General features: G+C 66.0%; 18 protein-coding genes and 3 tRNA genes. 8 read left to right on the forward strand and 13 right to left on the reverse strand.

Annotated elements, in window-relative coordinates; genetic code table 11:
* Window positions 1-117 precede the first annotated feature (117 nt).
* The 4 genes from OG405_RS20280 (at window position 118) to OG405_RS20295 (ending at window position 2,051) form a co-directional block, all read left to right on the forward strand.
* Window positions 118-191 (forward strand) — tRNA-Arg (locus tag OG405_RS20280).
* Window positions 192-363: 172 nt separating this feature from the next.
* A complete protein-coding gene (gene cmrA / locus OG405_RS20285; protein ID WP_327148051.1) occupies window positions 364-1,167 on the forward strand; it encodes a mycolate reductase in 804 nt (267 codons plus the stop codon).
* A gap of 82 nt (window positions 1,168-1,249) precedes the next feature.
* Window positions 1,250-1,891 (forward strand): oligoribonuclease, encoded by a 642-nt coding sequence (orn, locus tag OG405_RS20290; protein ID WP_327148052.1) that lies wholly within the window; start codon window positions 1,250-1,252, stop codon window positions 1,889-1,891.
* 87 nt (window positions 1,892-1,978) lie between these two features.
* Window positions 1,979-2,051: transfer RNA gene (locus OG405_RS20295), tRNA-His, on the forward strand.
* A gap of 57 nt (window positions 2,052-2,108) precedes the next feature.
* Here OG405_RS20295 and OG405_RS20300 read toward each other — a convergent pair.
* The 6 genes from OG405_RS20300 to OG405_RS20325 all read right to left on the reverse strand — a co-directional run bounded on the left by OG405_RS20300 (window position 2,109) and on the right by OG405_RS20325 (window position 7,150).
* Window positions 2,109-2,810, reverse strand: a complete 702-nt coding sequence (locus OG405_RS20300) for a DUF4389 domain-containing protein (RefSeq protein WP_327148053.1) — start codon at window positions 2,808-2,810, stop codon at window positions 2,109-2,111.
* Between the two features lie 167 nt (window positions 2,811-2,977).
* Window positions 2,978-4,027 (reverse strand): mechanosensitive ion channel family protein, encoded by a 1,050-nt coding sequence (locus tag OG405_RS20305; RefSeq protein ID WP_327148054.1) that lies wholly within the window; start codon window positions 4,025-4,027, stop codon window positions 2,978-2,980.
* Between the two features lie 134 nt (window positions 4,028-4,161).
* A complete protein-coding gene (locus OG405_RS20310; RefSeq protein WP_327148055.1) occupies window positions 4,162-4,482 on the reverse strand; it encodes a hypothetical protein in 321 nt (106 codons plus the stop codon).
* Window positions 4,483-4,549: 67 nt separating this feature from the next.
* On the reverse strand, window positions 4,550-4,882 hold the full coding sequence (locus OG405_RS20315; protein WP_327148056.1) for a hypothetical protein: 333 nt from the start codon (window positions 4,880-4,882) through the stop codon (window positions 4,550-4,552).
* Window positions 4,882-6,066, reverse strand: a complete 1,185-nt coding sequence (locus OG405_RS20320; RefSeq protein ID WP_327148057.1) for a fatty acid desaturase family protein — start codon at window positions 6,064-6,066, stop codon at window positions 4,882-4,884. Before OG405_RS20320 ends, OG405_RS20315 begins: the two co-directional genes overlap by 1 nt.
* A 25-nt stretch (window positions 6,067-6,091) precedes the next feature.
* Window positions 6,092-7,150 carry a ferredoxin reductase gene (locus tag OG405_RS20325; RefSeq protein WP_327148058.1) on the reverse strand — a complete coding sequence of 353 codons (1,059 nt, stop codon included), beginning with the start codon at window positions 7,148-7,150 and terminating at the stop codon, window positions 6,092-6,094.
* Window positions 7,151-7,326: 176 nt separating this feature from the next.
* Here OG405_RS20325 and OG405_RS20330 point away from each other — a divergent pair, with 176 nt between their 5' ends.
* Window positions 7,327-7,935, forward strand: a complete 609-nt coding sequence (locus tag OG405_RS20330; RefSeq protein WP_327148059.1) for a TetR family transcriptional regulator — start codon at window positions 7,327-7,329, stop codon at window positions 7,933-7,935.
* Window positions 7,936-7,958: 23 nt separating this feature from the next.
* On the opposite strand, the gene OG405_RS20335 is transcribed toward OG405_RS20330, so the two are convergent.
* Entirely contained in the window at window positions 7,959-9,296 is a 1,338-nt protein-coding gene (locus tag OG405_RS20335) for an MFS transporter (RefSeq protein ID WP_327148060.1), read from the reverse strand.
* A gap of 175 nt (window positions 9,297-9,471) precedes the next feature.
* Window positions 9,472-9,544, reverse strand: a tRNA-Lys gene (locus OG405_RS20340).
* A 304-nt stretch (window positions 9,545-9,848) separates the two neighbouring features.
* Here OG405_RS20340 and OG405_RS20345 point away from each other — a divergent pair.
* The gene (locus OG405_RS20345) at window positions 9,849-11,054 is read left to right on the forward strand and encodes a L,D-transpeptidase (protein WP_327148061.1); all 1,206 of its coding nucleotides are present in this window, start codon (window positions 9,849-9,851) and stop codon (window positions 11,052-11,054) included.
* A gap of 60 nt (window positions 11,055-11,114) precedes the next feature.
* Here OG405_RS20345 and OG405_RS20350 read toward each other — a convergent pair whose 3' ends face one another.
* The 4 genes from OG405_RS20350 to OG405_RS20365 all read right to left on the reverse strand — a co-directional run bounded on the left by OG405_RS20350 (window position 11,115) and on the right by OG405_RS20365 (window position 15,936).
* Window positions 11,115-12,104, reverse strand: a complete 990-nt coding sequence (locus tag OG405_RS20350; protein ID WP_327152424.1) for an ABC transporter ATP-binding protein — start codon at window positions 12,102-12,104, stop codon at window positions 11,115-11,117.
* A 1-nt stretch (window position 12,105) separates the two neighbouring features.
* Window positions 12,106-12,951 carry an ABC transporter permease gene (locus tag OG405_RS20355; protein ID WP_327148062.1) on the reverse strand — a complete coding sequence of 282 codons (846 nt, stop codon included), beginning with the start codon at window positions 12,949-12,951 and terminating at the stop codon, window positions 12,106-12,108.
* On the reverse strand, window positions 12,944-13,771 hold the full coding sequence (locus OG405_RS20360; protein ID WP_327148063.1) for an ABC transporter permease: 828 nt from the start codon (window positions 13,769-13,771) through the stop codon (window positions 12,944-12,946). The genes OG405_RS20355 and OG405_RS20360 overlap by 8 nt, the downstream gene beginning before the upstream one ends.
* A gap of 125 nt (window positions 13,772-13,896) precedes the next feature.
* Window positions 13,897-15,936: an NADPH-dependent 2,4-dienoyl-CoA reductase gene (locus tag OG405_RS20365; RefSeq protein ID WP_327148064.1), complete on the reverse strand. Its 2,040-nt coding sequence runs from the start codon at window positions 15,934-15,936 to the stop codon at window positions 13,897-13,899.
* A 724-nt stretch (window positions 15,937-16,660) separates the two neighbouring features.
* Here OG405_RS20365 and OG405_RS20370 point away from each other — a divergent pair.
* Together OG405_RS20370 and OG405_RS20375 are read left to right on the forward strand one after the other, a co-directional pair.
* Window positions 16,661-17,296 (forward strand): transglycosylase SLT domain-containing protein, encoded by a 636-nt coding sequence (locus tag OG405_RS20370; RefSeq protein ID WP_327148065.1) that lies wholly within the window; start codon window positions 16,661-16,663, stop codon window positions 17,294-17,296.
* Window positions 17,297-17,890: 594 nt separating this feature from the next.
* Window positions 17,891-18,202 (forward strand): hypothetical protein, encoded by a 312-nt coding sequence (locus OG405_RS20375; RefSeq protein WP_327148066.1) that lies wholly within the window; start codon window positions 17,891-17,893, stop codon window positions 18,200-18,202.
* A 54-nt stretch (window positions 18,203-18,256) separates the two neighbouring features.
* Here the strand turns inward: OG405_RS20375 and OG405_RS20380 are convergent, their stop codons facing one another.
* Window positions 18,257-20,383, reverse strand: coding sequence for an acyltransferase family protein (locus OG405_RS20380; RefSeq protein ID WP_327148067.1), 2,127 nt, complete (start codon window positions 20,381-20,383; stop codon window positions 18,257-18,259).
* Window positions 20,384-20,608: the final 225 nt, after the last annotated feature.

Genomic DNA, 20,608 nt, shown 5'->3' on the forward strand with positions numbered 1-20,608 from the left:
GTGGGCACTGTCCGGCCCGACGGGGCTGTTTCCGGGCAGCCCAAAACAAACGATCTGGTCGATCGCTACACTTTTCAGCTGGACAGCGCGGCCGTTGTCCGCCATGGTGGAACCACTGCCTCCGTAGCTCAGTTGGATAGAGCAAGGGCCTTCTAATCCCTAGGTCGCAGGTTCGATTCCTGCCGGGGGCGCTCCACCCACCCGACTGAGCTGTTCGAGCCAGTCGGAGTGGGTGTACCCCCTTGGAACGAGCCCCAAACACACACAGCGCCCACCCCGGAGCCTCGGCGTACCTCCGCATACTCTCCTGCCGTGCGAGCTGCGAAGGGGCTGTGCCCGGCAGCGCCATCTAGGGTGTCGGGAATGGGTTTGCCTTCGCCTACCGCCGACAGCCGCGCCGTGGTCACCGGAGCTTCGTCCGGAATCGGAACCGCACTGGCCACCGAACTGGCCCGGCGGGGTCATTCGCTCATCCTGGTCGCGCGCCGCGGTGAGATCCTCGACGACCTGGCCGGTCGGCTGACCCGCGACCACGGCATCACCGCCGAGGTCCGCGCGGTCGATCTCGCGGATCGGGAACAGCGCGCTCCGCTCACCGAGGAACTCGCCGGACGCGATATCTCCATCCTCTGCAACAACGCGGGAATCGCGACCTTCGGGCCCATAGCCGGCCTGGATCCGGCCTACGAACGCGACCAACTGGAGCTGAACGCCGTCGCCGTCCACGATCTGACCCTGGCCGTTCTGCCCGCGATGCTGACACGGCGTTCCGGAGGCGTCCTGGTGAGCGGATCGGCGGCCGGGAACATGCCTATCCCGAACAACACCACGTATGCGGCGAGCAAGGCGTTCGCCAACACCTTCGCCGAGTCACTGCGAGGGGAACTGAAGGGTTCCGGGGTACACATCACCCTGCTCGCCCCTGGACCCGTACGCACCGAGGCACCCGACCCCGCCGACGCCTCGCTGGTCGACCGGATGGTCCCGGACTTCCTCTGGGTGTCCGCCGAGTACACGGCCCGTATCTCGATCGACGCGCTGGCCCGGAACAAGATGCGGGTGGTACCCGGCCTGATCGGCAAGGGTATGAGCACCGCGGGCAACTACGGCCCGCGGGCGGTCACGGCTCCGATCGCGGGCGCCTTCTACAAGAAGCTCGGCGGCTGATACCGCCGCTCCGGTGAGCTTTCCACACAGCGGGGGTGGCGATTGCGCCAGATGAGCGGGGCGGCTGATTAGGGTGGTGCGAGTGTCGGACAAATTAGTGGTGTGGATGGATTGCGAGATGACCGGGCTCGACCTGGTCACCGACAAGCTGATCGAGGTGGCCGCCCTGGTGACGGACAGCGATCTGAACGTTCTCGGTGACGGGGTGGACATTGTGATCCACGCCGACGACGAGGCGCTCGCCGCGATGCCCGAGGTGGTCGCCGATATGCACGCACGGTCCGGGCTCACCGAAGAGGTGCGGCAGTCCACGGTCACCCTCGCCGAGGCCGAGCGGCAGGTGCTCGACTATGTGAAGCAGTACGCGCCCACTGCTCGTATGGTGCCGCTGGCCGGTAACTCCATCGCCACCGACCGTGGTTTCATCGCCCGGGACATGCCGGAACTGGACGGGCATCTGCACTACCGGATGATCGACGTCAGCTCGATCAAGGAGTTGTGCCGCCGCTGGTATCCGCGTATCTATTTCGGCCAGCCGGAGAAGGGCCTGGCCCATCGGGCGCTCGCCGATATCAAGGAATCGATCCGGGAACTCGCGTACTACCGGCGTACCGCGTTCGTACCCGCGCCCGGGCCCTCGACCGCGGAGATCTCCGCGATCGCCACCGAATTGAGTGCCGGTTCCGACAGCGGGTCCGACCAGGCCGGGAGCAACTCGGCATAGGTAGAAGAACCGGCACACCGATATCCGATTGGCTTGCCGAGGGGTGGACGCGCTACTATCTAGGCCGCCGGTGCGTAACCGGCAATGGTGAGTGTAGTTCAGTTGGTAGAGCACCAGGTTGTGATCCTGGATGTCGCGGGTTCGAGTCCCGTCACTCACCCTGAAGAGCCCGAGGACCTACCGGTCCTCGGGCTTTTTCATCGGGCCGGTAGCAGTCTCAGACTTCGGGTTCGCTCGTATCGATCACGGGCGCAACCTCATCCCGGGCACCCTGATCCAATCGGAACGGCGGGTACTCGTCGCGTAGCAGCGAAGCGTAGGTCTGCACCCGCAGCATCCACCTGTTGATCCCCATCACGAAATCGAACAACCCTTGCGAATAGCGAGCGGCGAAGAGCAGGCCGACCAGGGCGACGAAGGTGAGAACGCCGATCAGCGGAATACCCGCGGCGCTCGCGGTGGTGCCGGCGTCGTCGAAATCGACCAGCCAGGCGGCACCGGTCATCCCGCCGATGATCAGGTAGTGCGGAATCGCCAGCAGCCACCATTTCACCAGCACCAGGCCGCGACGCAGAGTCGGCGGATAGTCGACGGCCAGATCCGCCGGATAGTCGTCGTCGGCCGACAGCGAGAACGGCGGATACCTGTCGGTCCCGGCAGGCGACCAGGCGTAGTAGCTCACGCGCCAGGTCCACCGGATGACGCCGACGCTGTAGTCGAACAGGGCGCGGGGGTACTTGCCGGTGAACAGGATCGCGAAGAACGCGATCACCGTGACCACCGCGTAACCGATGTGCAGGAAGAACAGGACTATGTAGTGCGGAATGGCGAGAAACCATTTCACGATCCACATCCAGCGCGATAGCGCGGGGTCCAGATCGCCGCGGACTCGGACCGGGTATTCGGCGGGAGCAGGCATCGTGATCAACGCTCCTTAGAGGGTGCTGGTCCGGCCGACCCAACCGGCTCGACCGCCCCTCAATTGTGAGGTATCACACACTTTTTCGTGTTCATCCCGCCGTACCGACACGGCATCGAGATCAATCGACTGCCGAACCAGCCTCCGGCTGCGGCCGCCGGCGCGCCCTACCTGGCCGGAGTCTTCTCGAAGCCGTCCAGCGCGGCGAGGCGCGGCAAGGCGCCCGGATGCTGCGCGTTCAGCCAACTGATCAGTTCTTCGCGAACAGCACAGCGCAGCGACCACACCGCATCCGAATCACGACCGGTCATCGATGCCCGGACCTCGATACCGGTGGGGGTGCTGTCGGTCACCAGCAGATTCCAGCTGCGGCCGTCCCAATCGGGGTGGTCGCTCAGGTATTCGTAGAGATGTTCCCGCAGATCGGATACCGGGGTGCTGTGGTCCAGATGCAGGAATACGGTGCCGGTGAGTTCCGGGCCGCCCCGCGACCAATTCTCGTAGGGCTTGCTGTTGAAGTACGACACCGGCATCGTCAGCCGGCGATCGTCCCAGATACGGACCGTGAGGAAGGACAGGGAGATCTCCTCGACGGTGCCCATCTCACCCTCGACCACGACCGTGTCACCGATCTTCACCGAATCACCGAAGGCGATCTGCAAACCGGCCATCAGGTTGCTGAGAGTGGATTGGGCGGCCACACCGGCGATGATGCCGATGATGCCGGCCGAGGCGAGCAGCGAGGTACCCAGTACGCGCAGCCCCGGGAACAGGATCAGCATGGCGATAGCCGCGGTCGCGACCGCCAGAATCGCGGTTGTGATCCGGCGGATCAGGGTGAACTGGGTGTTCAGCTGGCGTACCCGGCGGGGATCACGGGCGCGGCGGGAGTAACTGTTGAGCAGGCCGTCGGCCACCGCGTCGGCTATCCGGACGACCAGCCAGACCGCCGACATGGTGACCATGGTGGCCAGCACGCTGAGTATCACCACGTCCTGCCGGAGGTCGAGTTCGGCCAGCGGGTACGTGATACGCAGCGCCGCGAAACCCAGGAACAATTGCAGCGGCAACTGGACCCGTCGCAACAGGCTCGGGATGGTGGTCTTCGGGTGCCTGGCCGACCAGTACCGGAGCCCGCGGTCGATGGCCCAGCCGATCGCGATGGTCACTATCAGCGTGCCCCCGAATACGATCAGCAGCCGTATCACGTTCTCCACTGCGTCCACTCCTCAGTCACCCATCGCTCGTTCAGGAACCCACGCACAAGGCTACAGTTCGATAACGACGGATCACTACCAGTCACGGGGATCGCAGAGACAGGGTGGACGGATACGGGCCGGCCGCGGCCGGGTTACTGCGGGGCCTGCCCCTGGGCCGAATACAACCGCACCTCGCCCGCGTCGCCGAGGAACGCGTTGACGAGCATCACCCGCTCGGCTCGCAGTTCCGCCTCGTCGGGTGCGGTGGTGGTGATGGATATCTGCGGGATGGCCGCCCAGTTCACGACATAGCGCTCCGGTGGCCCGTCATCGTCGGACAACCGGGCCAGCCGGAAGACCGATACGGTCTTGCGCTCCATCAGGTCGCGAACCACCTCGGCGATCCGCTCGGGATCCTCCAACGCGAAGAAGAAGCCGAAGGTCAGCTCCGGTGAGGAGATGTAGGCGGGCACGACCAGAGGCTAGCCCATGGATAACCGCCCGATGTGAGTTGTCCCACCGAGCGGTTCCCGGATCGGATCAGTACCGACTGCCGGAGGGTCCGGGATCGACGGTCTCGGCGTCGACGATATCGGCGGCCGTTACGACCCCGGATTCCTGAACCGGTGCGGACCCGGAGACGTCGTCCCGCACACCGGCCGGATCTTCGCGTCCCTCGGTCGCGGCGGCGTCACGCCGGGCTGCGGCGGCGGCCTCGTTCATCTCGATGGCGTCGGTGATCCACTCGCCGATCTCGCGGGTCACCTCCGAAACCGTGCCCGTGATGATCCCGGCGATATTGCCGACCCGGCGCGCGCCCGACGAGGTGAGTTCCTGGATCAGATCCTTGTTGGCCTCGAATTTGCCGATCATCACACGCCCGCTTCGGTTGGACTCTGCTGACGCATCACGATAACACCGGACGTGGGCTGTTTCCGCAGCGCAGCGGGCAGGAACTTGGCCAGCCGGGACTCCTGCACCCGGGGCGGGAGAGCGAGCTGGAAGATCTTCGCCCACACCGAGCCGATCTGCTTACCGAGCGGTCCGGTGTTGTAGGGCAGCCCGAACTTCTCGCACAGTGCGCGGACCTCCGGCGCTATCTGCGGGTACCGGTTGGCCGGCAGATCCGGGAACAGGTGGTGCTCGATCTGGTGCGAGAGGTTTCCGGACATGATGTGGAACAGCGGGCTACCGGAGATATTGGCCGAGCCGAGCATCTGCCGGACATACCATTCGCCGCGGGTTTCCTCAGCGGTCTCCTCTTCGGTGAACGTCTGCACACCGGAAGGGAAATGACCACAGAATATGATCGAGTACGCCCATACGTTGCGCACCAGGTTGGCCGTCGCGTTCCCGGCCAGGGTCGAGAGGAAGAGCGGACCGGTCAGCAGCGGGAAGGCCACATAGTCCTTGAGGACCTGCCGGCCCGATTTACGTAGTTGACCCTTGATCAGCGGTTTGAGGTCCGACCAGCTGCGCTTGCCCTTGACGATGTTGTCCGCCTCGAGGTCGTGCAGCATCACGCCCCATTCGAAGAACACCATCAGCAGGAAGGCGTACACCGGGTTGCCCAGGTAGTACGGGTTCCAGTCCTGTCCCTCGTCGATGCGCAGCACGCCGTAACCGATATCCCGATCGCGACCGTGGATGTTGGTGTAGGTGTGGTGCATGTAGTTGTGGGAATGCTTCCACTGGTCCCCGGGGCAGACGTTGTCCCATTCGAAGACCCGCGAGTTGAGGCCCGGTTCCCGCATCCAGTCGTACTGGCCGTGCATGACGTTGTGGCCGATCTCCATATTGTCGAGGATCTTCGACACGCTCAGCGCCGCCACACCCGCCAGCCAGAACGGTGGCAGGAAGCCCAGATACATCAGTCCGCGCCCGGCGATCTCGAAACCACGCTGCGCCTTGATGATGTCGTAGATGTACTCGCGGTCGCGTTCGCCCAGATCGGCGACCACACGGGCGCGCAGTTCGTCGAGGGCCCGGCCGATCTCCTCGACCTGGTCGGGCGAGAGGACCAGCGGTCCGTCCTTGGTCTCGGTGAGAATGGTCATCTGTTTCTCCCCTTCGTCTCAGATGTCAGATTTCGATGTCCACGTCGCCGACGGCGGCCTGGACACAGAGTTGGATGGGCTGGTCGGGGTCGGCCTCCAGTTCGCCGGTACGCAGGTTGCGGGTGCACCCGCTGCGCCGGACCGAAGTGCACGAGAAGCAGATCCCCATCCGGCAACCGAACTCCGGGCGCAGTCCGGCGCCCTCGGCCTGCTCGAGCAGCGAGGCTCCGGCGTTCTCCGCGGTTACCCCGCTGGCGGAGAAGGTGGTGGTCCCGTCCACCTCGGCGCTGTCCACCGCGACGGTGGAAGCCACGAACTCCTCGGTGTGCAGGCGTTCACTCAGGTCCGCGCCGGAATAGACGTCACGAACCGACTCCATCAGTGGCGGCGGTCCGCACAGGTAGGTCTGCGCTTCGGCGAACCAGGGAGCCACCCGCACGAGCTCGTCGTGATCGAAACCTCGGCCGTCTCGTTCCGGGTACCGCATCTCGACGGCGATATTCGGATGGGCGGCAGCGATTTCGGCGAGTTCCGCATGATGTGGCACCAGTTCGGGTGACCGTGCGTAGTGCAGGAATACCACGTCACCGGAATATCCCTCGTCGACGAGGGTGCGCAGCATGGACAGCACGGGCGTGATGCCGCTGCCCCCGCTGATCAGCAGGACTCGCGCGGGCCGGTGGTCCGGGAGGTGGAACACCCCGGACGCCGGTTCGAGGTCCACGATCATGCCGGGGCGGGCGTGTTCGTGCAGATACCGCGACACCAGACCGTGTGGATGGACGCGGAGGGTGAGATCGAGCCGACGCCGGCGGTCGTGCTGGGAGTTCACCGGCGAGTAGCAGCGCAGATGCCGCACCCCTTCGATCACCACGCCCAGCTGCAGGAACTGACCGGCGCGCAACCCGTCCCACTGCCGGGTCGGGCGCAGGCTCAGCGAGATCGTTCCCGGGACCGAGCGGTCCACCGAGATGATCCGGGCCCGCATATCGCGGACGGTGAGCATCGGGCGCACCAGTTCCAGGTATCGGTCCACCGGATGCGGAGTGGTCAGAGTCTGTACCAGATCGAGGAGGGCCACCATGGGAGTTCTCCGTCCCTGTCTGTCGGTCACGTCACGAGCTTGAACTCATTTCGGTGTACGACTGTACACTCAACTAGTGTGCCGGATGCCCCGCCGGAACTGTCAACCAGGAACAGGTGTGACGCGGACAACAAAAAGGAGAAGGGCAAATGGTGAACGGCTGTATGCTCACTGAAATGACGGATCAGGGAGCGAGCCGCGTCGAGCGCAAGGAGCGCACCCGGCAGGCCCTACTCGTCGGCACGCTGGCGCTGGCCGCCGAACGCGGTTTCGGCGCACTGAGCCTGCGCGAGATCGCCCGCTCGGCCGGTATCGTCCCGACGGCCTTCTATCGGCATTTCGACTCACTGGACGACCTCGGCGCCACCCTGGTGGACGAAGGCGTCCAGGCCTTGCGATTGGCGTTGCGGCAACTGCGGCGAACACCCGACGCCCGGCTCTCGGAGACGGTGCGTTTCGTGTTCGGCGAGGTCGGCCGGAAACGGGAGCTGTACGGGTTCCTGATCCGTGAGCAGCGCGGTGGCAGTCCGGCGCTGCGTTCGGCGATCGCACTGGAATTACAACTGATCGTGCGCGAACTGGTGGCCGACCTGTCCCGTATTCCGGCACTGGACGACTGGTCACCGGGCAATCTGGAGGTGGCGGCCGACCTGCTGGTCGCGACAGTGATCGACGGCATCGCCGACTATGTGGGCGCGACCCCGCGCGAGGAACAACCGGTCATCGACCGCACCATTCAGCAGATCCGACTCGTCGCCCTCGGGATGGGGGCCTGGAAGCCCTGAACACACACCGGCTCGGCATCGCCTCACCCGACGGATGTGTGTGCCGGCTCCTTACTCCCCGAGACGTCCGGAGCCGGGACGAACAGCAGAGCGACGAGCCCGGCCCCCAACACCACCAGCAGGCCCCCGATACCGGCGCGATCGGTCCCGAAAGCCCAGACGAACAGACCGAACAAGGTAGGTGCCAGAAACGAGGCGGCCCGCCCGGTGGTGGTGTAGAGCCCGAACAACTGCCCCTCCCGCCCGGGTGGCGTCAAACGGGCGAGGAAGGACCGCGCCGAGGCCTGCGCGGGACCGACGAACAACGTCAGGGCCAGGCCGAAGATCCAGAACATGGTGGCCCCCGACACCACCAGCAACATCGCCCCACACACCACCGACGCCAGCAGCGATACCGCGATCACGCGTTTCGGCCCGACAGTATCGTCGAACCGGCCGGCCACGATCGCACCCAGCGCCGCCGCGACATTGGCCGCGATACCGAACAGCAGTACATCGGAGTCGCTGATCCCGTACACCTTCACGGCCAGCACCGCGCCGAAGGCGAAAACACCGGCCAAGCCGTCCCGGAACACGGCGCTGGCGAGCAGAAACCAGATGACGGTGCGATCCAGCGCCCACAGCTCACGCAGATCCCGCCACAGCACCCGATAGGAACCCAGCAGGCCCGCGCTCGCCGCCCCGGGATCGGCCCGGGTGCGGGGCACCTCCGGGACCGCGAACAGCACCGGCAGGGCGAAGACGGCGAACCAGACGGCGGCCAGCAGCACGACCAACCGAATGTTCAACCCGCCCTCGGTGGCGACACCGAGCAACCCCCGCTCCGGTCCATCGCCGGCGATGAACCCGAAGTAGCAGATCAGCAGCAGGACGATCCCGCCGAAGTAACCCATGGCCCAGCCGAATCCGGAGACCCGGCCCAGCGTCTCGGGGGTGGACACCTGGCGCAGCATCGCGTTGTACGGCACGGTCGCGAGCTCGAAGAAAACCGACCCCAGCGCGAGCAACACCAACCCGAGCCACAGGTAGGTGTACTCGTCCCGGACGAAGAACATCGCCGCCGTCAGAACCACGACGACACCGGTCATGATCCCGAGCGAACGCTTGCGGCTCGCGGTCGCGTCGAAACGCTGACCGGTGACCGGCGCGGTGACCGCGACGATCAACCCGGCGAGTCCGAGCGCCCACCCCAGCCAGGCGCTGGCGGCGATACCGCCCGGCAGATCGTCGCCCACGCTGTCGGTGAGATACACGGCGAAGACGAAGGTGATGATCACGGCGTTGAACGCGGCGGACCCCCAGTCCCACAGTCCCCACGCGACCACCTGCCCGCGCCCCACCCGCGCGTTCGCCTCGCTCATACCGCGCACCCTAATGGATTCGTGGCAGACAGGGCGGGCTACGGCCGAGGGGCCGATGACCGGGCCGGAGCCACGGTCGAAGTACGACAAGATAGCGGGTTGATCACGTATGGGGCAGTTGAATGTACGGGTGCCGAACGCAAACCCTATAGTCGTAATGTCTTTCGACTCGAAGTGCGCCATCAGGGACTCGAACCCCGAACCCGCTGATTAAGAGTCAGCTGCTCTGCCAATTGAGCTAATGGCGCGTGCCCCGTCGATCGGTGCGGGACAGACATTAACAGGCTCGGACCGCAGAAGTGAAATCGATAGTGGGTCGGACGGGTGTGACCCGGCCGACACCCGTAACGGAAGGCGCGCGGAAGCCTATGTCCAGGTGGGCCAGTGGCGCCGGACGTCATCATCGGCGGTTGGGATCACCCCCACACGGCTGGCAGAATAGTTGGACGTGGTCTCGACCGATCCCGCCGCCGTGGGTCGAGGTGAGCGAATCGGTCGGATCCGAAGCCATCGGCGCGAAGCGGGTGCGCCGGGACTTGAAACGGGGTTGATATGCGTACAGGTGATCGGCGTGGGCCGGTCCGTTGGATACTCGGACCGCTGGTCCTGGTCACATTGGTCGCGATGGTGCTGACCGGTTGTTCGTCCTCCGAAGCCTCGGACGGGACGGTCGCCATCGACCGCAATCCCCTCACCGAGCTGATCAAGCCCAAGCTCGTGGCTCCCGTCAAGGACGGCGATATCGGTGTCTCACCGGCCGCGGGGATGAAGTTCGAGATCACCGACGGTCTTTTCACCGATGTGGCCCTGCTCAACCCGGATGATCAGCCGGTGGTCGGGCAGCTCGCGGCCGACGGCCGCAGCTGGTCGACCACCGAGCCCTTGGGCTACAGCAAGACCTATCGGCTGCAGGCCCGGGCCAACGGACTGGGCGGCGCTTCCACCGCGGGTATGAGCTTCACCACAACGGCGCCCGGCAATGTCACCAAGCCGTACCTGGTGCCGGGTGAAGGCGAGGTCGTCGGTATCGGCCAGCCGGTCGCGGTCCAGTTCGACGAGAACATCCCCGACCGCAAGGCCGCGCAGGACGCCATCACCATCAAGACCGACCCGCCGGTGGAGGGTGCGTTCTACTGGGTGAACAACCGCGAGGTCCGCTGGCGGCCCGAGCATTTCTGGAATGCCGGCACCAAGGTGACGATCGATGTGAACGTATACGGCAAGGACCTGGGCAACGGGCTCTACGGCCAGGACGACATCCACTCGAACTTCGTCATCGGCGACGCGGTGGTCTTCAAGGCCGACGACAATACGAAGATGGTCACGGTCGAGAAGAACGGCCAGGTCATCCGCACGATGCCGACCTCGATGGGTAAGGACGACACCCCCACCGACAACGGGGTGTACATCCTGGCCGACCGGCACGAGCACATCGTCATGGACTCCTCCACCTACGGCGTCGCGGTGAACTCACCCGCCGGGTACCGCACCGATGTGGACTGGGCCACCCGGATGTCCTACAGCGGGATCTTCTTCCATTCGGCCCCGTGGTCGCTGGGCGCGCAGGGCAATACCAACACCAGCCACGGGTGCTTGAATCTCAGCCCCGAAGACGCCCGGTGGGTCTACAACACGGCCAAACGCGGCGATATCGCCATCGTGACCAATACGGTCGGTTCCGTACTGTCCGGAGTCGACGGCCTGGGTGACTGGAACGTCCCGTGGTCCGAGTGGAAAGCAGGCAACGCTCAGGCGTGACGTCCGTCGGAGACGAGCCGGTGCCGGGTCCCCCACTGGGGGGCCCGGCACCGTTTGTTTTCAGCGAGCGGTCTCGTAGAGCCGCCGCACGATGTCCTCGATATCGGGTTCCTCGATCGAGAGGTCGCGTACCTCGGCGCGCGCCGAGACTTCGGCCAGCAACTGCGCCGCGGTGGTCGTCTCGGCGTCGAAGGCCAGCCGCTGCCGCATACCGTCCGCCTCGTAGGAGACCAGCTCCGCGCCGGACAACCCGTCGAGGGCCGGGGTGGGTCCGGTGAGGTCCACGACCAGCATCCGCTCCACACCGACCGTCGCGCCCAGACCCGGCAGCGAACCGTCGTAGGCCAATCGTCCGTGATCCACCACCAGCACCCGGTCGCAGAGTCGCTCGATATCACCCATATCGTGCGTTGTCAGGACAAGGGTGGTGCCGCGTTCGGCTCGCTCGGCACGCAGGAATTCCCGCAGCCGCTGTTTGGAGAGCACGTCCAGGCCGATGGTGGGTTCGTCCAGGATGATCAACTCCGGGGAATGCAGCAGGGCCGCCGCGACCTCGGCACGCATCCGCTGCCCCAGCGACAGCTGCCGGACCGGGATGTCGAGCGTATCGGCCATTTCCAACTGCTCGACCAACTCCGCGGTGCGCGACCGCCCGGCTTCGGGTTCGAGCCGGTGTATAGCGGCCAAGATCGTGAACGATTCCCGCAGCGGTAGATCCCACCACAGCTGCGATCGCTGCCCGAAGACCACCCCGATCCGGCTCGCCAGCTCCCGGCGCTGCCGGATGGGCTCCAGTCCGCAGGTGCGCACCGAGCCGGAAGTCGGGACCAGGATGCCGGTGAGCATTTTGATAGTGGTGGATTTACCGGCACCGTTGGCGCCGATATAGCCGACCGCCGCGCCCCGCTCGATCCGGAAGGTCATCGCGTCCACCGCGGTGACCACCTCACGTCGCGCGCGCAGCCCCTTCCCGGTCCGGCGGGTGAACTGCCGGGTCAGCCCGACCACCTCGACGATCGTTTCGTCCCCCACCGCACCCCGGTCATCCATTTCAGCCACCGCCGCTCTGATAGTGCCTCGTCCCGAACCGCCACATCCCCCAGGCCAGCACCCATACCCACGCCGCTGCCATCGGCGACCACCAGGCGAGCCAGGACGGGAATCCGGCCGGACCCGGCAGGCCGAGCAGAGCCAGCGTCGGGAAATACGCGGTGAAAGCCACCGGTATCGCGAGGCAGAACAGTAATTTCAACGGAGTCGGGAAGACCGACGCGGGTTGTGTCGCCGCGAAGGAACCTCCGTAGGTGAAGCTGTTGGTCAGTTCCGCACCGTCGATGAGGAAGAACTGACAGCCGGCGGCCACAACGAACAACCCGGCGAAGAGAACGGTCGCACACACCACCGTCAGCACGATCAACCCGACAGTGTGCACCGACCAGCCGATATCGTTGCGCACCAGGCCGGTGACGAGCACGACCAGTGCGACCGTGGCCCGGGCCAGCCTGCGCAGCGAGAAGTCGCTGGTGATCAATTGCAGCAACACCGGTTGCGGGCGCAAATGATAGATATCGAGCATGCCGAGGCGGATGAGGCCGGGGAGTTTGTCCAGGTGGCCGCACATCAGCTGGGCCAGTGCGAAAGCCAGATTGCTCAGGCCGAACAGCAGCAGCGCGGCATCGAGGTCCAGGCCGCCCAATACTTTCGCCTGGTTGAACAACACCCACACCTCGGCGAACTCGACGAGCCCGACCATGGTGGCGCCCGCCGCATCGCTGGCGAAGGACAGCCGGTAGACCCGCTGCGCCCGAATCCGGGACCGCAGGACCGCTGCGTAGGGTCCGAAGCGGGAGTTGGCCGCGGCACGTCGTTCCGGCGGCCGGACCGTGGTCTCAACCACCCTGCACCTCCAGCTTTCGCCGGCCGGCCGCCAGCATGACCCGCCCGAGCGCACCCACCACGAGCAGCCAGAAGATCTGCGTGCCCACCAGCGCAGCCGCATCCCACCCGGTGGCCCGGCCGGAGAGCACATCCACCGGCACCTGCAGCATCGACGGGAACGGCGTCGACTCGGCGATGGCGCGCAACCAGTCCGGGAAGATGTGCACCGGTACGAAAAGTCCGGCCAGGAAGGTCCCCGCGGTCTGATAGAGCGATCGGAATCCGCGTGTCTCCACGACCCAGAAGCCGATCATCGTCAATGCGAACAGCGACAGGTACGAGATCGCGGCGGCCAACAGGATGCTGAGCGCGCCGAGCAGATAGGGCCCGGGGGCGGTGGGCAGCACCAGCCCGAAGGTGAGTGAGCCGATCAGCAGGCTCGGGATACCGCGCGGGATCAGCGTGCACAGTGCCCGGCCGAGATCGGCGGCGAGATTGCCCAGCTGCACATCGACCGGACGCAGGAAGTCGATGGCGATATCACCGGTGCGGACCCGTTCGGCCAGTTCGATTTCCGCGGCCATGAACTGCATCGCACCGAGCAGGCCCTGCGAGATCCAGACGTAGGCGCCGATACTGCCCGCGTCGTATCCCGCGAACCCGCCCGTGGCGCCGATCGCGGCCACCATCACCGACGCGCGGACGAAACCGAATACGCAATTGGTGAACAGCCCCGCGAACATCGCCAGCTTGTAATGCCATTGCCGGCGGAAACCGGCCACCAGCAACCGCCGGTAGACACCGGCCGTGCCCCGGAGATCGAGCACAGTGGCCGGCATGGTCACCCCCTGTGTTGCGCGGACACAAAGCCGCCACCTTACCGCGCACCGCAAGACCGTAAAACAGATTATTAGGCTCTCCGGGCCGGTTCACGCGGAGTATCCCGCGCGAACCGGCCCGGACCTCACAGTCGAGCCGCCAGCCGGGTGCCCTGTTCGATGGCACGTTTCGCATCGAGTTCCGCGGCCAGCTCCGCACCGCCGATCAGATGGATCGGCACACCCGCCGCGGTGAGTTCCGATTCGAGTTCGCGCACCGATTCCTGTCCGGCACAGACGATCACATTGTCGACCCCGAGCACCCGGGGCCGCTCGCGCTTCGGACCGAAGCTGATGTGCAGGCCCTCGTCGTCGATCCGCTCGTAGTTCACGCCACCGAGCTGCTCCACCCCCTTGGCCTTCAGCGCCGCGCGATGAACCCAGCCGGTGGTTCTGCCGAGTCCTTTCCCGAACGACGTGTCCTTGCGCTGCAGCAGGACGACTTCACGCACCGCGGGTGACGGACGAGCTTCCCGCAACTGGCCCCGAACCTGTTCGTCGTCGGGGTCGACACCCCATTCCTGGCGCCACTCGTCCGGTTTCAGCGTGGGGTGCCCGTCGACGATCAGATATTCGCTCACGTCGAACCCGATCCCGCCCGCACCGATCACCGCGACCCGCTTGCCCACCTGTCGCCCGTCCCGCACCAGTTCCGCGTACGAGAGCACCATCGGATGGTCGATACCCGGAATATCGGGGATCCGCGGCCGGACTCCCGTCGCCAGGACGACTTCGTCGTAACGCCGGTCGACGAGTTCGGCCGCGGTGACGCGGGTGTTCAGATGTACTTGCACACCGGTGAGTTCGAGTTTGCGGGTGAAATAGCGAATCGACTCGTCGAATTCCTCTTTTCCCGGAATCCGGCGCGCGATATCGAACTGTCCACCGATCCGGTCCAGGGCCTCGAACAGATCCACCCGGTGACCGCGCTCGGCGAGGTTCACCGCCGCCGACAGACCGGCCGGACCGGCCCCCACCACCGCGATCGTCTTCGCGCGCCGGGTGGGCAGCAGCGTGAGTTCGGTTTCCCGCCCGGCCCGCGGGTTCAGCAGGCACGACACGGTGCGGTGTTGGAAGGCGTGGTCGAGACAGGCCTGGTTGCAGGCGATGCAGGTGTTGATCTCGTCGGTGCGTCCGGTGGCGGCCTTGTCCGCCCATTCCGGGTCGGCCAGCAACGGCCTGGCCAGGGAGATCAGCTGGGCATCGCCGCGGGTCAGGATCTCCTCGGCGATCTCGGGCATATTGATACGGTTCGACGCGCATACCGGGATCCCCACCGCCGCGGTGACCTTCGCGGTGAATTCGACGAAGGCCGCGCGCGGTACGGAGGTCACGATGGTCGGCACCCGCGCCTCGTGCCAGCCGATATCGGTATTGAGAATACTGACGCCCGCTGTTTCCAGTTCCCGGGCCAGAGCGAGGATCTCCTCGAATGTCTGACCGTTCTCCACCAATTCCGCCATCGACAAACGGAATACGATCAGAAAGTCGGGACCGACCGCCGCGCGGGTGCGCTGAACGATCTCCAGTGCGAGACGGCGGCGGTTCTCCGCAGACCCACCCCAGCGGTCGTTACGTTTATTCGTCCGCGGGGCCAGGAATTGATTGATGAAATAGCCCTCCCCGCCCATGATCTCGACACCGTCGTATCCCGCGAAACGGGCGAGTTCGGCGCAGCGTACGTAATCGTCGATAGTCCGCCGAATTCCGCGATCCGACAGCGCGCGCGGGCGGAACGGATTGATCGGTGCCTTGATCGACGAGGCGGACACACTGCCGGGGACGTAGGCGTAGCGCCCCGCGTGCAGGATCTGCAGTGCGATCTTTCCCCCGGCCTCGTGCACCGCGCGGGTGATGGTCCGATGCCGATAGGCCTCGGTGCGGTTGGTCAGTTTCGCGCCGAAGGGCAGCAGCCAGCCGGTGCGATTGGGCGCGTAACCACCGGTGATGATCAGGCCGACGCCGCCGCGCGCGCGCTCGGCGAAATAGGCGGCCAACCGGTTGGCGTCCCAGGCCCGGTCCTCCAGACCGGTGTGCATCGATCCCATGACCACCCTGTTGCGCAGTGTGGTGCTCCCGAGTTCGAGCGGGGTGAACAGCTGCGGATAACTCGTCGTCGAGTACATCGCGGGCTCTCTTTCCGATATCGGTCCGGCCCGGCGGCGACCCGGCCGCTGGGCCTGCAGGACCTCATCACACCATTACGCCCCCGCGCGCTTCCACCCTCGAAGCGGATATGGGCCCGAAAAACCGAGGTCTCCCGGTGCCGGCCGCGGTGCCGCCACCATCGCGCTCACCGATCACGGAACCATCACGAGCAGCTGAATCCACCGTTACCGATCAGAAATTTTGTGTCCTCCGCCACAACACGTTTAGAACCATTTCCCCAGGTCGCAACAATGGTGCAACCCGTTCATTTCGTACTTCAAGATCGCACTTACTGTTTTCTCAGGCTCCGTTTACCTTCTGTTCACCTGCTGTGACCATTCTGAGATCCGGTCAGAAACGACCTGAAGTTCGGCTAGTCCGCGATGTTGTGGACACAGGGTTGGAAACAACCGCGAAAACTCGCCGGCGCGACAACCACAAACGGTATCGCGATAGTCGAACTCGAGTCCACTCGACTTCACCACAGTGTGGAGTTCCTGCGGGCGCGACGGACCGGGAAACCACCCGATAACCGCGATAAGCGCCATCCGGACCCGGACCAGCCTGCGTTCGGTGTCACACAAAAGAACCCGACAACAGCACAGTCATATTTTCCGGCAGCGAGCCACTCGCCCGCGCCGAAGATCCGTGCTGCCCGAACCGGGCCGGATCCCGAGACCCGACAAGGAACCGAATCCGATCATGTCTTCCCACCGTTTCACCAGCCTGCGCCGCCGTACCAAGCGTGAAGCCATCGGCTTCGCCCTCGCCACCGCCGGCATCGTCGCCGTAACCGCCTCCTCCGCGGTCTCCATGGCCGACGACAGCTCCCCCAGCCGGGTCGCCACCGTCGCCGAGCAGCAGCCCGCCGCCGCGCCCATCGCCGAGGCCGCCGCCATCGCGGCGCCCGCCCCCGAAGCCGCGCCCATCCCGGCCCCCGCTCCCGAAGCGGCACCTGCCCCGGCCCCGGCCCCCGCAGCGCTGCCCGCGCCCATGCCTGCCCCCGCCCCGGCCTACCCCAACAACCTCGACGGCTGGATCCAGGAAGCCAGGGACATTCTGGCCAAGAACGGCATCCCCGGCAGCTACGAAGGGATCAGGCGCAACATCCTGCGCGAGTCCTCGGGCGACCCGGCGGCCATCAACCTGTGGGACTCCAACGCCATCATGGGCATCCCGTCCAAGGGCCTGCTCCAGGTGATCGACCCCACCTTCGCCGCCTACCACGTGCCCGGCACCGCGTTCGACGTGTGGAACCCGGTCTCCAACATCGCGGCGGCCTGCAACTACGCCTTCCACCGGTACGGCTCCATGGACAACGTCAACGGCGCCTACTGAGTTATCGGCGGCGCCTCCGGCGCCGCGGGGTCGGGGCCCTATTAACCCCGGTTCTTCACTCCTTCGCTCAGTCGCTGCGCTCCTTCGCTACGTCGCTCCAGAACCGGGGCGGGCCCCGACCACGGATGTGGACCATCGGTATCGGGGGAAGGGGGCAGGGAGCGGAAGGCCGGTGGGCGCCCGTATGTGTGCGGAACTGCTGGATCAGGACTGCGGGGCACGATGGCCCGGAAAACTTCCGGGCTCTCCCCGATGCCGGCACTACAACTCCAGGATCGACAGGGTGGCGCAATGATGCGCCGGCGGACTCCCGGATGACGAGACCACGATGAGGGGTCCCGGACATCCGGAGCCGGGACGGAGTTGTCCCGGGCGATGAACCCAGGGCCTTGCAGATCGTCCGCGCCGCGCAACGACGCACGGTGGCGGAGACCCGCTGAATCAGCGGGGACCACAATGAGGTGGGTGCGCGGTGCCGTCCGATATGGGCGGCACCGCGCATTTCCCGTCTCGGGTGTCCCCACCGCATGCGGAGTGGCGGGGGCGAATACTGTTCTCCGGCTACCGCTTTCCGAGGATCTTCTACACTTGCTCATGGCCGATTACGCACATTCCCCGGCCGCGGAGGCCGGTCGGGCCGCCAAGGCACGACAGCTGGCCGGATATCTGTGGGACCGGGACATCTCGGGTTCCGAACTGCTCGACATGCCGACCACGGTGCGGCGCAAGCTCGCCCGGGCGGCAGGAGCCAATCCGCCCAGCACTGAGGAGACCTGGCATTCGGTGGCGCAACTGCTGGACGAGAAAGCCCACTGGGCCGCGCACCGACCGGACCACCCGGCAGCGGCGCGGCAACACACGGACGAGAAACTGCTCTGGGTGAAGCCTCCGGTCACCCCGTGGTGACCGGGCACCACCCGCCTCGGCGGCGGGTGGCTCGGCGCACCGGGCCGGTACCGCTCACCACCAGCCGGTGGCCACCCCGATCTGCCGTTCCAGCTCGGGAGCCAGCGTCCGGGCGTAACTGGCGCTGAGATGGTGTTCATCGTGGTAGACGAGCACATTCCCCTCCACCACCCGGCAGACCTCGGGCCCGCACACCGAATCGGTGAGATCCAGCGGGCGCATGTTCGGGAACGCCGCGGCATGCGCCAGCGCGGGGTTCACCGGCGCCAGTGCCGTAGCCCGCTGCATACCGCAGGTCGCGCTGTCACCACCTGCGGCCAGGCAGTCCACCGCGCTGTAGCGGATACCGGTGGGGCTGCGTAACCAGGGAGTGTCGCGGACCGCCAGCACGTTCAGATTCCGTTCCGACAGTGCCGCCCACACGTCGAGGTACTCGGCCGGCACCATATCGCCCCCGCTGGGCCAGATGGGCGCAGTGGCGGTGGTGAACACCCAATCCGGTGGATCGGAGGCGAGCAGGTCGATCACTTGCCGGGACCAGTCGCGGCAGTCGGAGATATCCAGACCCCGGTACTGCGCGTCGTCGCGGATGTTCAGCGAACAGCCCATTTTCAGATAGACGACGACTTTGATGTCGTGTACCTGGGCCAGGGCATCCATGGCGGGCATCCAGTGCTCGGCATGGGAGTTACCGACCATGGCGACGGTGCGCGACCCGTTCGGATCACCGTAGGTGCAGGTCACTATCTCCTTGTTGAACCAGTCGGAGATACAGCCGTCGCGGGTCGGGGCCGGCAGATCGTTCGATGCCTCCAGGATGGAAGGCCGCAGTTTCGCCGCCGGAACCGCCGCACCGGCGAACAGTGCCTCCGCACCCGGATATTCGTTGACCGGGAGCGCTTCCACCGGTTCCGACGGCGTGCGCGCCATCACCACCTGCCACGAGATACAGGAGCCGAGAACGAGCAGACCGACCACGCTCACCGCGACGGCCGGGATACGGCGCTGCCAGACCGGTGTCATGATCGCGCGCCCGGACCGCAGGCGCAGCGGCTCCTCGACGAACTTGTTGGTGAGTACCGCCAGCACCAGCGATACCGCGATGACCATCAGCCCCCCGCTGAGGCCGGCATGCGGTTTCCCGGTCTGCACCAGGTAGTAGATGAGCAGCGGCCAGTGCCACAGGTACAGCGAATACGCGACCGCTCCCAGTTCGACCATCGGACGGGAAGCGAGCAGCCGCGACACCACCGACCGCCAGCCGGTCTCGGTCCGGACACCCGCGACGATCAGCGCGACCGCCGCGCCCACCGGGAACAGCGCGGCCGGACCCGGGAACTGGCGGGCACCGTCGAAGAGCACACCGCAGACGAGGACCGCCAGAAGTCCGGCGGACGCGAGGACGGTCAGCGCGATGCGCGCGGATCGGGCGGCGGTGATACGCACCCACGGGAGCACCGCGGCCAGCAGCGCACCGGTCAGCAGCTCCCAGGCGCGGGCGCCGCTGTCGTAGTAGGTCCATTCCTGGGCCTTCGTCATCCACAGGGCGGCATAGACGAAGGAACCGGTACCCAGCACCAGCGCCAGCACCGCAATCGTCGGACGGACCGCAGCGGCCCGGCCCAGCCGGCCGCACACCCAGGCCACCACCGCCAGTAGCACCGCGATGGCGAGATAGAACTGTCCCTGTACGGCCATCGACCACATGTGCTGCAGGGGGCTGACCGAGGGATCTGCGGCCAGATAACTTTCCGCGGCCTGCGCCAGATACCAGTTCTGGTAATAGAAGGCGGTGGCGATGGTCTGACCGGACATATTGCCCCAGGTCGAGTACGGCCGGTACAACACTGTGGCCACGGCCACCACTGCCAGCACCACCATCAGCGCGGGAAGCAGGCGCCGCGCGGTACGCACCGCCGTCTGCCGCAACCCCACCGCGCCGGTCCGTTCCGCCTGACGCAGCAGCATGCCGGTGTAGAAGAAACCCGAGAGCACCAGGAAGATGTCGACCCCGCCGGAAACCTTGCCGTACCAGACGTGGAAAGCGACGACGAGCGCGATCGCTATCCCGCGCAGACCGTCCAGATCCAGCCGATAATCCGCCGAGCGGGCCGCGGGCGCCGGGGCCGGGGGTGACGCGGAAGGGTCACCGGAGACAGCGCCGTCCTTGATTCGCAACAACTGCTTTCCCCGACCTATCGCTTTCTCCGGCCGGCCCGGGGTGGGTCGAGTAACAGCAGCGGAGTACGAGCCTCGGACATAGCATGCATCCCTATCACAATGTGTTGTCTCCGGCGAAACCTCCCCGTACTGCGGGGGACTTGCGCCACTGCGTCGTGGGCGGCACAGCATCCGGGGAGTACCCAACCCCGCGCCCATTTTCTCCTGTCTTATCCAGGCCATACG

Origin of the sequence: Nocardia sp. NBC_01329 (assembly GCF_035956715.1) — a bacterium.
Classification (GTDB): domain Bacteria; phylum Actinomycetota; class Actinomycetes; order Mycobacteriales; family Mycobacteriaceae; genus Nocardia.

Coding starts and splice junctions, on each gene's coding strand:
- OG405_RS20375 (WP_327148066.1), top strand. CDS start 17,891: ATGGCCGATTACGCACATTCCCCGGCCGCGGAGGCCGGTCGGGCCGCC.
- cmrA (WP_327148051.1), top strand. CDS start 364: ATGGGTTTGCCTTCGCCTACCGCCGACAGCCGCGCCGTGGTCACCGGA.
- OG405_RS20370 (WP_327148065.1), top strand. CDS start 16,661: ATGTCTTCCCACCGTTTCACCAGCCTGCGCCGCCGTACCAAGCGTGAA.
- OG405_RS20345 (WP_327148061.1), top strand. CDS start 9,849: ATGCGTACAGGTGATCGGCGTGGGCCGGTCCGTTGGATACTCGGACCG.
- OG405_RS20330 (WP_327148059.1), top strand. CDS start 7,327: ATGACGGATCAGGGAGCGAGCCGCGTCGAGCGCAAGGAGCGCACCCGG.
- OG405_RS20315 (WP_327148056.1), bottom strand. CDS start 4,882: ATGATCGGCAAATTCGAGGCCAACAAGGATCTGATCCAGGAACTCACC.
- OG405_RS20335 (WP_327148060.1), bottom strand. CDS start 9,296: ATGAGCGAGGCGAACGCGCGGGTGGGGCGCGGGCAGGTGGTCGCGTGG.
- OG405_RS20320 (WP_327148057.1), bottom strand. CDS start 6,066: ATGACCATTCTCACCGAGACCAAGGACGGACCGCTGGTCCTCTCGCCC.
- OG405_RS20360 (WP_327148063.1), bottom strand. CDS start 13,771: ATGCCGGCCACTGTGCTCGATCTCCGGGGCACGGCCGGTGTCTACCGG.
- OG405_RS20350 (WP_327152424.1), bottom strand. CDS start 12,104: ATGGATGACCGGGGTGCGGTGGGGGACGAAACGATCGTCGAGGTGGTC.
- OG405_RS20325 (WP_327148058.1), bottom strand. CDS start 7,150: ATGGTGGCCCTCCTCGATCTGGTACAGACTCTGACCACTCCGCATCCG.
- OG405_RS20300 (WP_327148053.1), bottom strand. CDS start 2,810: ATGCCTGCTCCCGCCGAATACCCGGTCCGAGTCCGCGGCGATCTGGAC.
- OG405_RS20365 (WP_327148064.1), bottom strand. CDS start 15,936: ATGTACTCGACGACGAGTTATCCGCAGCTGTTCACCCCGCTCGAACTC.